This window comes from Methanosarcina sp. (assembly GCF_049706645.1).
In the GTDB taxonomy this organism is placed as follows: domain Archaea; phylum Halobacteriota; class Methanosarcinia; order Methanosarcinales; family Methanosarcinaceae; genus Methanosarcina.
Window position 1 is genome coordinate 1 of sequence record NZ_JBNAKP010000015.1, and the last position, 13129, is coordinate 13129.

At 43.1% G+C, this 13129-nt stretch carries 10 protein-coding genes and 1 tRNA gene; 7 read left to right on the forward strand and 4 right to left on the reverse strand.

Going from position 1 to position 13129, the window contains the following annotated elements:
* Positions 1-165 precede the first annotated feature (165 nt).
* Positions 166-1218, forward strand: coding sequence for a class I SAM-dependent methyltransferase (locus ACPK8D_RS05865; RefSeq protein WP_424716917.1), 1053 nt, complete (start codon positions 166-168; stop codon positions 1216-1218).
* Positions 1219-1308: 90 nt separating this feature from the next.
* Here ACPK8D_RS05865 and ACPK8D_RS05870 read toward each other — a convergent pair whose 3' ends face one another.
* Entirely contained in the window at positions 1309-2739 is a 1431-nt protein-coding gene (locus ACPK8D_RS05870) for a dihydrolipoyl dehydrogenase (RefSeq protein WP_424716918.1), read from the reverse strand.
* Positions 2740-3158: 419 nt separating this feature from the next.
* On the opposite strand from ACPK8D_RS05870, the gene ACPK8D_RS05875 reads away from it, so the two are divergent.
* The 3 genes from ACPK8D_RS05875 to ACPK8D_RS05885 all read left to right on the forward strand — a co-directional run bounded on the left by ACPK8D_RS05875 (position 3159) and on the right by ACPK8D_RS05885 (position 7023).
* On the forward strand, positions 3159-4514 hold the full coding sequence (locus ACPK8D_RS05875; RefSeq protein WP_424716919.1) for a TIGR00297 family protein: 1356 nt from the start codon (positions 3159-3161) through the stop codon (positions 4512-4514).
* Positions 4515-4692: 178 nt separating this feature from the next.
* A complete protein-coding gene (locus ACPK8D_RS05880) occupies positions 4693-5235 on the forward strand; it encodes a DJ-1/PfpI family protein (RefSeq protein WP_424716920.1) in 543 nt (180 codons plus the stop codon).
* Between the two features lie 117 nt (positions 5236-5352).
* Positions 5353-7023: a nitroreductase family protein gene (locus ACPK8D_RS05885; protein WP_424716921.1), complete on the forward strand. Its 1671-nt coding sequence runs from the start codon at positions 5353-5355 to the stop codon at positions 7021-7023.
* Positions 7024-7175: 152 nt separating this feature from the next.
* Here ACPK8D_RS05885 and ACPK8D_RS05890 read toward each other — a convergent pair whose 3' ends face one another.
* The 3 genes from ACPK8D_RS05890 to ACPK8D_RS05900 form a co-directional block, all read right to left on the reverse strand.
* Positions 7176-8300, reverse strand: coding sequence for a DUF21 domain-containing protein (locus tag ACPK8D_RS05890; RefSeq protein ID WP_424716922.1), 1125 nt, complete (start codon positions 8298-8300; stop codon positions 7176-7178).
* Between the two features lie 959 nt (positions 8301-9259).
* Positions 9260-9344, reverse strand: a tRNA-Ser gene (locus tag ACPK8D_RS05895).
* 152 nt (positions 9345-9496) lie between these two features.
* Complete coding sequence (locus ACPK8D_RS05900) at positions 9497-10249, reverse strand: FKBP-type peptidyl-prolyl cis-trans isomerase (RefSeq protein ID WP_424716923.1); 753 nt, start codon at positions 10247-10249, stop codon at positions 9497-9499.
* 600 nt (positions 10250-10849) lie between these two features.
* On the opposite strand from ACPK8D_RS05900, the gene nikR reads away from it, so the two are divergent.
* From nikR to ACPK8D_RS05915, 3 genes are all read left to right on the forward strand, one after another.
* Positions 10850-11293, forward strand: coding sequence for a nickel-responsive transcriptional regulator NikR (gene nikR / locus ACPK8D_RS05905; protein ID WP_424716924.1), 444 nt, complete (start codon positions 10850-10852; stop codon positions 11291-11293).
* 211 nt (positions 11294-11504) lie between these two features.
* The gene (locus ACPK8D_RS05910) at positions 11505-12074 is read left to right on the forward strand and encodes a GNAT family N-acetyltransferase (protein ID WP_424717145.1); all 570 of its coding nucleotides are present in this window, start codon (positions 11505-11507) and stop codon (positions 12072-12074) included.
* Positions 12075-12552: 478 nt separating this feature from the next.
* Entirely contained in the window at positions 12553-13065 is a 513-nt protein-coding gene (locus ACPK8D_RS05915) for a GNAT family N-acetyltransferase (RefSeq protein WP_424716925.1), read from the forward strand.
* The last annotated feature ends 64 nt before the right edge of the window (positions 13066-13129 follow it).

Below are 13129 nucleotides of genomic sequence, written 5' to 3' on the forward strand. Positions count from 1 at the left end.
AACTACTTCCAGACCCTTTAAACCAATATTTTGGAGTAGATAACCAACATCAATAAAGCTAAATGGAATATCTGTGTTTAGCCAAAACCATTAGTAACCGGAGTTTTGAAACCAGCTCATTCCAAAAGATTAAAGGCTTATACCCTGAAGGCAGAGGTATCCTTAATGAGTTTTCGAAAGAGAGCGAGCTTGCGAGATGCAATGAGAGGAATAGTTGAAGAACCCCTGCTTCCTATGGTTCCAAAACGTTTTGATTATATTGGCGACGTGGCCGTAGTCTCTATTCCTCCGGAACTTTCGGCTTATAAAGAGACTATTGCCTCGAAGCTATTTTCCATGCGAGGCAACACGCGGGCTGTGCTTAATAAGGTGAGCAAACTCGAAGGAGAGCACAGGGTTGCGGACTTTGAACTTCTGCTTGGGGAATCCGCGGAGACCATTCACAGGGAAAATGGCTATACCTATAAGCTGGATATCAAAAAAGTCTTTTTTAATCCCCGCCTGTATTCGGAGAGAGGGCGGATAGCCTCCAAAATTACTTCGGGGGAACGTATTTTAATTCCTTTTGCGGGAGTGGGCCCTTTTGTGCTTCCTGCCGCAGGAAAAGGGGCAACGGTATATGCAATCGAAATAAATCCCAATGCCTGCGCCTGCCTGAGGGAAAACATTCGAATTAACAGGCTTGAAGGGCAAATAACTGTTATTCAGGAAGATTTTGAGAAGCTTTTCCGGACTGAGAATAATCTCCACACTAAGAACACTCTCCATACTGAAAATATTCTCCGCACTGATCACGTTTTTCAGTCTGAGAAGGTTTTTCAGACTTTTGATCCTGCAAAAGCCAGTAAAGATTCTGAAACTGGCGGAAATGGCGAAAATGGCGAAAATGGCAGAAAAATAGGAAATAAGAATTTTCCTGGGCTGCCAGCCTGTCCGAGCCCGGGTAAGGGAGAAGATAAAGATCTTCAGGTTCCTGACAGCGGGTTTGACAGGGCTGTTGTGCCGACTCCTTACGGCATGGACCGTTTTCTTGAAAGAATCTCGGAGCTTGTAAAGAAAGGAGGATACATCCATTTTTACACCTTTAAAGCCGAATCCCAGATTCCGGAATTAATTGAGGAATATGAAAAAATAGGTCTTGAAGTGGAATTCTACAGGCGGGCCGGAAATGTTGCTCCAGGCATTAGCCGATGGGTTTTTGACCTTATTAAAAAATAGGTGTGAAAGAAGATTTAAACCAGATATGAAAAAAATTAAAAATTAATGTGAATCGAAGAAGTAAAGGGATTTCAGTCCTCAAGCGAGATTTCAGTCCTCAAGCCCTATATGTTTCAGGAAATGATGATAGTGTTCAGGCGGCAACCGCGAATAAAAGGCCCGCGTTACAACCTCGCTCAGGGACGGGTGTATATCCATAGCCCGCATAATTGGCTCAGGACTTCTTGATTCGGTATACATGAGAGGAATTATCTGGTGGATCAGGACTGAGGCTTGCGGGCCTATTATATGGGCCCCCAGGATTTTTTCTTCCTCTGCATCCAGAATCACCTTTACGAAATAATCCCTGACTTCCATAGCCGCTCCCTTTGCAGTATCTTCAAAGAATTTAAGGCCTATGACAATTCTTTGCTCCCCGTACTTTTTCACAGCTTCCCGCTCTCCCATTCCCACCCCGGCAATTTCAGGATAGGAAAAGACGGCATGAGGCACGGCATGATAGTCTGCCTTTACTTTCTCTTGCAGGATCGCATTGAGATAAACTATCCCGGACTCGTAGTTCCCTACATGCTTTAGCAGGTATTTTCCGTTTGCATCCCCAAACGCCCAGATATTCGGCTGTGAGGTCTCAAGATACTCGTTTACCAGAATCCAACCCTGCATATCGGTTTTGATTCCGGCTCTTTCGGGATGGAGAATATCGGTATTCGGAACTCTTCCTGTTGCCACGAGGATCTCATCTACAGTAATTCTTATTTCCTGTCCCGAGTTTTTTTCCTTTGCAACGACAGTTTTCTGCCCGTTTTCTTCTTTCCTGACCTCTATTGCTTCGTAGTTTGTAATAACCTGCATATATTCTGACATTTTTATCCTGGCAAGTTCGGAGATCTCGGGCTCTTCCTGAGGAAGAAACTGGGAATTTCTCCCGATAACCGTAACTTCGGCTCCCATAGCCGAGAAAAAATGCCCGTACTCGGCTGCTATATAACTTCCTCCCAGGATGGCGAGCTTTTTTGGGCATTCCACAAGTTCAAGCACAGTGTCGCTTGTGAGGTATCCCGCTTCTTCCAGGCCTTTTACAGGCGGGATTGCAGGTCTTGAGCCGGTACAGAGGAAGATCATTTTGGAGTGAAGGGTTTTTTCACCTGCTTTCAGGGTATAAGGCGAGATAAACTCCGCACTTTCATGATAGTAGTCAAGATACGGGTTTTCTGCCAGACCCTCCCTTATCGCCTTTATTTCCTCTCCTATTTTCCTGCGCATCCTCTCCATAATCCCAAGGAAGTCGATGTTCTCTATCTCAAGCTTAATCCCGAAAAGGGATGCGGTTTCCACTTCCCTGATGAGTTCGGCAGGATAGAGCAGGGTTTTTGAAGGGATACAGCCTCTGGTAAGACAGATCCCGCCTGGCTCGTCCTTGTCGATAATGGCAACTCTCATTTCCGGGTTTGAATCGATGATAGGATTTATATAGTTCATTGCAGAACCCGTACCTATCACAATGAGGTCGTAACTCTCCATGCTTTCCCCTCACAGCCGATATGGCTTGCAGCTTTGTCGGTTATAATATAATCTATTTCCGGTTATACTTATGGATCGGAATTTTGTTAGATTTTGCGTATAAACCTGGAAAAACGAATTAGCATTAAAGTTCGGGAAAATTCTAAAACAAATAAAGTTTGGGAAAATCCTGATAACAAATAAAGGGAAAATTTGAAAAATAAATGTAGGGCAAAAGTTATTTTATTCATCGGATAATATCTAAAGGGCTTTATGGTTTGCGTAAATTTTTTTCTGACCGCAACTGCTAAAATGGATATTTTTAAATTTTAATCCGTATTTTTAATCCATCCCTGAAAGAAAAACAACTATCTATTTATAAAGATAAGCCTATTCTATGTAACTTCCCATAAAGAGTAAAAAAACAAAGATGTCCTATAATGAACAGAGCTGCCCGATCTTTCAAAAACGGGGACTCCTGCCAGGGAATTCCTGTAATGCATATCCTGTATCTCCTGCTCATTCTTATAGCTCCTTTTGCAGGGGTGAATCTTCTTTTTCTCCTCTCTGTCGTGCTTTTCGTGGGAATCCGGTTTTCGGGAAACGTTTTTTCCTGTAACAGGGATGTCACCAGCCTTGCTTTTTCCCTGGCTCTCATGCTCTTTGTTTCCGTAATTTCGGGGGGCTCTTCTTATACCTATCCTTTTTACATAGTAATCGCCGCGTTTGCGGTTGCTGCAGTAGGAAACCATAAGACTTCTTTTTCCGAAACCGATCCTGTGCCTGATTTTAATACAAAACGGAGCAGAATCAAAAAGAGGAGTTTTTCAATACTCTGGAGTTCGGCTTTCCTGGCACTTCGGATTGCTGCCGCATTCCTTGCTGCAAGCTGGATTATCTACTGGCAGAAGCTTCCGGTCTCATATAATCTGATCTTCTTCATAGCTGTGATCGGGGCGGTTACAGGTTCTCTTTTCGAGTCAATCCCTTCCAAAATAGATAAGAATATTTCGGTGTCTCTGGGCGCAGGCATGACTATGTGGATATTTGAAGAGTTCAGATACTGGGTGCCTCCTGAAAAAATGGTCGTAGCGCTTGTCTTCTCATTTTTCCTGGGTGTGCTGGCTTACAGGGCGAAGATTGCAGACGTCTCTGCTCTCCTGAGTGCCGCTCTTCTGGGAGTCCTGATAATCGTCTTCAGCGGGCTTTCCTGGTTCCTGCTTCTGCTCACGTTCTTCATTCTTGGAGGCGGATTTACAAGATACAAGTATGCGTACAAAGAATCCATAGGGATTGCACAGGCTAAAGACGGAATCCGGAGTTACGAAAATGTATTTTCAAACAGTATGGCAGCCCTGGCCCTGGCAGTAGCATACGGGGTCTTTCCGGAGTACAGCTTTCCGATTGTCTATGCATATATGGGTACGGTTGCAACGGCTACCGGAGATACTCTGGCAAGTGAAATCGGGACAACCGCAAGAGGAAGGCCAAGAATGATAACAACCCTGAAGCTCTCGGAACCCGGAGCCGACGGGGCTGTATCGCTGCTTGGTGAGTTTGCTGCAATCTTCGGTTCTGCAGTGATAGGAATTCTTGCATACTTACTTGGAGTCTCTGACAATTTTATATTAACAGTCCTTATTACAACGGCAGGAGGCTTTTTTGGGACAAATATGGACAGTCTCCTTGGGGCTACTCTCCAGAAACGGGGAGTACTTTCAAACAGCGGAGTCAATTTCGCGGCAACTTTTGCAGGGGCAGGAATTTCCGCAGGCCTGTACTACCTTATAACCTGAAGCAGAATACGGAATAGATCCGGGTACTGATTTTTTACACTATTTCTCAGTTTCCTGACTCTCTAAAAGAAGCATCCATTTATATTTTCAGGGACATATCCTTAAGGAAACAGGGTTACTGCACCATCCATCTCTCATTTATTCTATTTTTATTTCAAGCTTACAGGAAGGCAACCAGATGACAGAAACCGAGTATAAAGGCAAGAAAATCCTGCTTGTAATCGCCCAGGAACAGTTCAGGGACGAGGAATGTTTTGTTCCGAAGCAGCTTTTTGAGGCTGCAGGAGTAAAAGTTACAGTTGCAGCCGAATCGACGGGAACTGCGAAAGGTATGCTTGGAGGCACAATTAAGCCTGATATCACGATCTCGGACGCCAGAATTGACGAATATGATGCAATAGTAATCTCTGGGGGATCAGGCTCAAGAAAATACCTGTGGGACAACAAAGCTCTGCAAAAACTCGTAAAGGAAGCGGATGCTCTGAAAAAGGTGGTTTCCGCGATTTGCATTTCTCCTGTGGTACTGGCAAGAACGGGTGTCCTGAAGGGTAAGGAGAGTACGGTTTTCAAAAGCCCGGATACTGTAAGCGAACTTAAGGAACACGGGGCTGTTTATCTGGACCGGGCTGTTGTGGTTTCGGGCCGCGTGGTCACAGGGCGAGACCCTGCAAGTGCTGATGCGTTTGGAAAAGCCGTACTTGAGGCCCTGAAAAAAGTTTAATTCCCATTTTAAGTCCCTGAGGACTGATCGATACCCTATTAAGATCTTATGCGCAGATCTCCTTTATCGAAAAGACGATTTGAGAATTCGATTTATCGGTTACCGGATGTGCTTGTTATGACAACGGAACTTGAAGCTATACTGAATTACCACCAGGCAAGTAAGCATAATTTCAGAGCTTATGCTCCGGGTCCTCACCATCTGGATATGCCAAACAAACCGGACCCCTTCCTTAATTACCACGGAACTCGGCTTTTGAATCTGGATATCTGGAGCGATGAGCAGATAAAAGCTGAGATTTTTCCTGCTTATGAGCAGGCTTTCTCACCGGAGAAACTCAAGCCGTCTGAGCTGAGTGCGGAATCGATTTCCAGGCTTTTTTTTGACAGCTTCGCCATTTCGGCCTGGAAAAAGACAGGAAGTACAAAATGGCCGCTCCGCGTCAATCCTTCAAGCGGAAACCTTCATCCTACCGAAGTTTACCTTCTTTCCGGCCCGGTAAAGGGGTTCCTGAAAAGGCCCTCGGTCTGCCACTATGCTCCTTTGACTCACGCCCTTGAACTCAGAGCAGAATTCTCCGGGGATACCTGGGAACTATTAAGTTCGGGCTTTCCCGAAGGCACTTTTTTCGTGGGTCTCAGTTCAATTTACTGGCGGGTTTCCTGGAAATACGGGCTCAGAGCCTTCCGATACGCACAGCATGATGCAGGGCATGCAATTGCTGCCCTGACCTTTGCCGCTGCCGGGCTCGGCTGGAAAACAAGCCTTCTTGCAGACATGGGTTCGGAAGAACTTGCAGCGCTTCTTGGCATATCCGGGAAGAAAGGGCCTGAAAAACAGGAACCTGCCTGTCTGCTTGCAGTCTATCCGGCAGGAAAAACCTGTGCCAGAGGCAGGGTTCCTTCCTCTGCGGTTTCGGCTTTCAGAACTCTTTCCTGGGAGGGCGTTCCTAACAGTTTAAGCCCAAAGCATGTAGAATGGGTGGGCATTGAAAAAGCTTCTCTGGCAGCTCAAAAGAAGGGAACAGATTACCTGGAGAAGAGAGAAGAACCAAAATCCGGCATGCAGGCCGTTTTATCCCCGAAAACAAGCAGTTCCAGGAATCGGTCCGATTTTGAAACCGTTCCCCTGCGCAGCGTTATCCGTGGAAGGAGAAGTGCTATCGAAATGAATAACAGCGCATACCTGGAAAAAGAAACTTTCTATGCTATGCTGCAAAGAACCCTTCCGCAAAATAATCCGATTTTCAATTCCCTTGCTTCTGGTTCCTTTACTCATCTGCTGCTTTTTGTAAACCGGGTAAAAGATCTTCTTCCGGGACTTTACATTTTCCTTCGCAAACCCTGGGAAAAAGAACGGTTTAAAGCGGCCATCAGGCCGGACTTCCTTTGGGAAAAGCCGAAAAATTGCCCCTCTGACCTTGAATTCTATATGCTTATGGAAGAAACCCTGCATAATTTTGCAGCCCAGCTTTCCTGTTCGCAGCGAAAAGCCGCAGACGCCTGTTTTACTGCCTGCATGCTCTCGGAATTCGAAGAGCCCCTGAACAGGTTCGGCGCCTGGATGTATCCTTACCTTTTCTGGGAATGCGGAATTCTGGGGCAGGTCCTTTACCTTGAAGCTGAAGCATATGGTCTCAGGGGCTGCGGGATAGGATGCTTCTTCGATGACCCTCTGCATGAAACTATAGGCCTGAAAGGGCTTGAATACCAGGATCTCTATCATTTCGCCGTTGGTTATCCGCTTCAGGAAATCGGCGTTATAACCCTTCCTGCGTATGAAGAGTAACTTTTTATTCTTTTTTTACTCTTTTTATTCCTTTTTCTGCTCTTTTTATTCCTTCCTCTACTTTTTTTATCTCTTTTTCTGTTTTTCTTCTTACTTCTTTAATCTTTCTTCTTGCTTTCTTTACTTTTCCTTCTTACTTTTTCTGCCCTTTTTCACTCCTTCTTCTCCTCTTTGCCTTCTTTACTCTTTCCTCTTCTCAGACTTCTCCTTCTTACAATTCCGGGCTGGGAAGGCGGAACAGGTATCTCACACCCTGCTGTCAGTTCACATTCTATTACAATTCCCCGCAGTAGCCGACCCAGAATATCCGAACCCGTAACAATCCTTTTCTCCTGGCCCCAGTAGAGGATAAGATCCTGGTCGATTACATCGTCTTCGGGGTACTGCGGATACACCTTGAACTGCCGGATTACTTTTTCAAGCCTGGTCTTCGGAGACTTTACCACAACCGGGAAATGGCAATAAGAAAGCGGAATGAATGGGCCTCTCTTGTAGACTGCATCCCTCAGGAAACCGTCCGCATCAAGCACCATTGCAGGCTCATCCTGGGGGTTAGTAATGATTACCCATTTCTTCCCCGACGCTTCTATCTTTTGCAGGAAAGGGTCAGTCGGTTCTCTTTTGAAATGAGGAAAAACCGGGCGATTATTTTCAACCGGGAGAGAAATTATGCTTCTCTGGTCTATTAGCGAGCCCTCGTCGGAAATGCTGACATCGTCTATCGAAAGAAAGTTCAGGGCCCCTATCCCTTCAAAAGTTCCTATATCAGACTTCCCCGACTCTATGTGTTTTTCAAGCATTATCCGCATAGACTGCTCCTTGAAGAGCTCAAGTTTTTCCCTGCCCAGCCACCAGTCAAGAATAAGAGCTGTGGGCTTGGCTACAGGATAAAGCAGCATCTGGTAGAAGCGGACGACAGGTGTTAGCTTTGCTCCGAGTGACAGGGCGTTTCGGGAAAAATAAGCCTGGGGTACAATCTCTCCGAAACTGGTGATTACGAAAGTAGAGAAGAGGAAAGCTGAGGCTCCTGTCAGCACGGAATCCGTAAGCAGGGCAATCAGGACATTTACGGCTATATTACCCCAGAGCAGTGTCGTAAGCAGAAAGTTTGAATCCCGCCGGATCTGCAGGATTTTAATAGCCTCTTTATTGTCTGCTTCGGCCTCGATCTCAAGCCTTAGCCTCCCAAGGCCGAAAACTCCGATTGTCATTCCGGAAAAGATAGCTGACTGCATCAGGCATAGCAGGATCAAAATCCAGGTAATTATTTCATTCATTGTGAGTCTATAACCTCTATAATCTCATATTAGACATAGTTTAATGGCTTAATCCGTCAGTAATTTTCATACAGGCATAATTTCACGGATTAATCCATCAATGATTTTCATATAAGTATGTTTTTAACGACTTAATTCGTAATTTTTATATAGTTAACTTGATCGCCGTTATCTTCTAAATCTGGTTTTATGGTTTTGCATTGCCTTAGCTTTTTGTAAATTTAGCCTTATGATTTTACTTAGCCTGAACCATTAATTTCCTGTGAGCTTTATGCAGTTTTAACAGTACTGCGGGAAAAGCTTTCTAGTAATCTTACTTTAATTCCGGATAGTCCTATCTAGCTATTACTGCATTATCATAGTTTAATTTGCGTTCGCAGGTTTATTGCAAATACGATTGCAAAAGTCGATTACCTTTTCACAAGCTACAAGCCTTTTTTGAAAATGCTTGATCGCAAACTTTTTCAAAAAAAGTTTGATCAAAAACGGTGAACGCCTGTATTGAGAAATACTTATAATCCCCAAGCCCTATCCGGCGTGATCACAACCCTTTTCAAAAAAGGTTTGATCAAAAAACCCCTAACAACTGCGTGATCAACTGGCCCAACGGTTGCGCTTAAGCGGACTAAGCAAAAGAGACTATTTCCTTGTCGTTTTGTACTTTACCAGATTTTTCGCGGTACATGGTTATCAGGTCTTGAGGAATTTACCATTCCCGGCAGTGTTAAAGAGGATGGAGCGAGTGGAAGCATAAAAAGTACTTACAGGGCGGAAGAACGAAAATAGCAGTATGGGTTTTCCGTACTGCAGAGATTAGAGAATCGTGAGTGAATTACTGTAAATAACTACGTAAGAAAAGAGTCATTTGACGCACAATTTCGAACTGGTGCGGCAACTCGCCAAAAACCAGGTTAAATAATAAGGATGAAAGCGGTTTTTCGAGAAGGCCTGAGAATAAACGCTGAGGGGGAGATTCGAACTCCCGTAGCGCGAAGCGCTACCGGTTTTCAAGACCGGCGCCGTAGTCCGCTGGGCTACCTCAGCAGGTTGAAAGAATTGTCTTTACAGCTTCCGGTTAGGGAATGGTGCAGATTAATCTGAGATTCCGGGAAGCGTATACAGAAAACCCGATTATGGTATATAAAATTTGCGAAGAGGGAGAACTCTTCGCTTTTCTGAAGATATTAGGGCTGAAATCAGACTTCTGGTTCTGAGGATTTCCCTGATTCGGGTTCGGCTTCAGCTTCTGGCTCGGGTTCGGCTTCGGCTGGCACCTGGGCTTCGGATTCGGCTGTAACCTTTTCAATGAACTGGACTTCCTTAAAGCCGGAATACTTGAAGAGTTCGGATGAAACCCTGTTCTTTGCCATAAGCCAGCGCTGGTTAAAGGTCAGGGCCGTGGGGGTATAGATCTTTGCAACGCCGTCAGCGGCCTCAATTTCCAGATCCCTGAGGCCGGTATAGAGGGCGAGCAAGCCCTGGATTTTCTCAATGTCAGTTTCAAGAACCTTTTCGATAGTATACTCATAGGTAACGGTCTTGCCTGCAAGAGGGCTGTTAAAGTCCACAGTGACCCTGCGGCCTATAACCCTGCTCACAACTCCTCTTTTGCCATCTATCTCAACAGCAAGGCCAGGGTGAACGTTTCGGTCTTTAAGTTTCGTAATGGAAACGGTTTCTACAAGCTTGGGGTTGCTAGGGCCAAAGGCTTTCTCCGGAGAGATTACAACGGATCCGCTGTAACCGACTTCCTTTCCTTCGAGATCTTCGTCAAGGCCCTCAATAGTATGACCTGCCCCGACAATAACAACGTCTCCGCCGTAAAGCCCGCGCGGATTAAAGATATCTTCTTTTTTTGCAAGCTCTTCGTCTGTTGTATCGAAAACCCTGCCATCTTCGAACTTACCTGTGTAGTTCAACTTTATGAAATCGCCTTTCTGGATTGCCATAATTTTCAACTCTTTTATTAAATTAACTAAATTGATAAGCAAGAAAGTTACTCATTCTCAGCCAAATTCAGCGTAAATGTGTTTCACGCTATAGAACTCTGCCTTTAATAAGCTTTTTGGGAATCCGCAGGGTTGCTGCCTATCTTACACACAGATGTAAAAAATTTAGTTTCTGGGGTAGTCCCATCTAAATCAGTATCGAATGACTGCGAAACTTGGTTTTACAAACAATTGGCTTGAAAATTAGCAGGTAAAACTACTTTAATTTCTATCCGGGGTAACCTTCAGCTTTTGCAAGAATGTTTCTCTCCTGCACATTACCCGGACAAAAGTAAAGGTTCCGGCAGAATAATGCATATCCCGGTACTTTAAGGCTGATATATTTCTAAGTTTAAGGCACTTTCTCATATTCCATATGTCTTTCGATTACTATTTATGCCACTAAATTACAATAAAATATTAGAATATAATCAGGGTATAATAGTGGGGAATTCGGGAATATAATAGTAATTTTTTCCGTTCAGTATCCTGTTGAATATTCACCCGCCGAATGCGTGGATAGGGGACTTAATAGAAGACTTCCGTTTTCAGGAGGGGTATATGGAAAAGAAGCTTATGAGAATAGGGATTTCCCTGCCCGGAGAACTTCTAGACAAATTTGATAAAGCTCTTCTGAAGAGAGGTTATTCGTCTCGGTCTGAAGGAATAAGGGATGCCATAAGGACATATAACCAGCACTATGAGTGGATGCAGCAGATCGAGGGCAAAAGAGCTGCAACGATTTCGATTGTATATGATTGCTCAAAAACAGGGGTATCAAACGCCCTGGCAAAAATTCAGCACGAAAACATTGATCTGATAAATTCCTCTGTACGTTTCCCTATTGAGCCGGATTCCTGTTTTGAAGTAATAATTCTGCAGGGCGAAGGGGAGAAAATCGTAGAGCTGGCTGAAAAAATTCTAAGTTTAAAAGGAGTTAAACACTCCAGATTAACGACCGTCCCTAAAGAGAAGATTGAAAAAGCGGATTTAAAAGCTTTCTAACCCTGAAAATGGTCGGAAACCCACCTGCCCCAATTTCAGGCTCCAAAACTCCGCTTTAAAAGTTGCAAATGTTCCTGAAGAACATGGAATCGGAAAAAGCGTGTATATCATTGTTCAACATACAGGAAACTCAATTCATTACGCATGGGATCTAAGGAATTACCAGAAGATATAAATTCGCCAGTTGTTATACTCGCTAAAAGTGATCTGTATGGGCCTAATAAAAGTTCAGGTTACATTAAATGTATATCTAATTAGTTTCGAGAGATTGGTACGGGATATTATTGCCACTCTATATATAAGGAAATGGAGACAGGTAGAGAAAGAAAACGTTGTATCCATAGATGATTCCATGCTTCCTGAAATTATCCGAATTCAGTCCGAAGGTTTTGAAATTAATAGCCGTAATGGGATTAGACGCTATTCGAAAAGAATGAGAAAAATCTTTTACGTGGTAAAGAGCCAGGATCAGGTTGTAGGCTACTGCATATATTACATAAAGCCTGTCCTGTCTCTAAAGAGTTTTAAGAAAAAGGCGGTAATTTATTCAATCTCAGTAGACAAGAATTTTAGAAGAAAAGGTTATGGTGAGAAATTGCTAAAAGAAAGCATCAAAGAAATGAGATTAAATGGAATATCCTCGATTCTCCTATATGTAAGCACAAAAAATCTTCCCGCTATAAGGTTGTACGAAAAGATAGGCTTCAGGACAACTACCGAAATAAAAGACATATGCGGCCCGAAAGAAATATGTTATGAGATGGAACTGAGAATTCTTTAATTTTCAGGTCTAACCATAATTTCATAACCTGTGTAATTTCTTAATCTCCATAATTTCATAACCTGTGTAATTTCTTAATCTCCAAAATTCTAATCTCCATAATTCTTGAAAATTTCTCTCAAACTTCCTGATACAAATTCTTAGACAAATAAAATTCTTTTGATATTAAAAACTGATTCTATCCAGATGCCTTTTTTACCTGAAAATAGACTGTTTTACTTAGCCTTTTTTCCTTAATGTAATATTTAATAAGTTTTTGATAAAAGATATGTTTAAATAAAGATCGAATTTTCTAATACGTATTTAATCGTCTTGTTGTAGGAAACTTCTGTTACCTGTACAGGAGTAAGTTTTTAATGGCCTGAAATTATAAGCTTCTCAAAGATAATTTCACCGGCTTCTTTACTTAAGAGTGATTTTCATGGGACTTACAAAAATTCACACTCGATCAGTTACATATTTAATGATTTTAAAGAGGTTGCTGCGAGATACCGCTGGCAGCCTTCTGATAAAACAATGGAAGCAGATCGAAAAAAAAGATATTACATGTATTGAGGAGTCCATGCTTCCTGAAGTTTTTAGAATCCAGGCCGAAGGATTTAAAGACAGAAACCCGGAAAAACTTATAAAATATTCTAAGAGCTCCAGAAATATTTTTTATGTTATAAAAAGCAGGCATAAAATTGTGGGTTATTGCATCTACTACCTGAAACCCGTACTTTCTCTCAAAGGCTTTGAGAAACAATCGGTAATATCTTCAATTGCAACGGATAGAAAATTCAGAGGCAGAGGTTTTGCTGAGAAGCTATTGAGGAGCAGTATTGAAGAGATGAAGGGAAACGGAATATCCTCTATTATCTTATATGTCAACATAAACAACCTTCCTGCAATACAATTATACGAAAAAATTGGCTTTCGGGTAATAAAGCAGGTAGAAAATATATGCGGCCAGGAAGAGAAATGTTATGAGATGGAGTTGAAGCTTATCTGAAGCATTTCCTTACATAACCGATCTTCTTTTCTGATATCTCTCCTGTGCCTTTCTTAATAGGTGA

Bases quoted from the DNA above. Each gene is read 5' to 3' on its own strand.
- ACPK8D_RS05875 (WP_424716919.1), top strand. From the start codon at position 3,159: ATGAACAGAGCTGCCCGATCTTTCAAAAACGGGGACTCCTGCCAGGGA.
- ACPK8D_RS05910 (WP_424717145.1), top strand. From the start codon at position 11,505: ATGGGCCTAATAAAAGTTCAGGTTACATTAAATGTATATCTAATTAGT.
- ACPK8D_RS05890 (WP_424716922.1), bottom strand. From the start codon at position 8,300: ATGAATGAAATAATTACCTGGATTTTGATCCTGCTATGCCTGATGCAG.
- ACPK8D_RS05870 (WP_424716918.1), bottom strand. From the start codon at position 2,739: ATGGAGAGTTACGACCTCATTGTGATAGGTACGGGTTCTGCAATGAAC.
- ACPK8D_RS05885 (WP_424716921.1), top strand. From the start codon at position 5,353: ATGACAACGGAACTTGAAGCTATACTGAATTACCACCAGGCAAGTAAG.
- ACPK8D_RS05900 (WP_424716923.1), bottom strand. From the start codon at position 10,249: ATGGCAATCCAGAAAGGCGATTTCATAAAGTTGAACTACACAGGTAAG.
- ACPK8D_RS05880 (WP_424716920.1), top strand. From the start codon at position 4,693: ATGACAGAAACCGAGTATAAAGGCAAGAAAATCCTGCTTGTAATCGCC.
- nikR (WP_424716924.1), top strand. From the start codon at position 10,850: ATGGAAAAGAAGCTTATGAGAATAGGGATTTCCCTGCCCGGAGAACTT.
- ACPK8D_RS05865 (WP_424716917.1), top strand. From the start codon at position 166: ATGAGTTTTCGAAAGAGAGCGAGCTTGCGAGATGCAATGAGAGGAATA.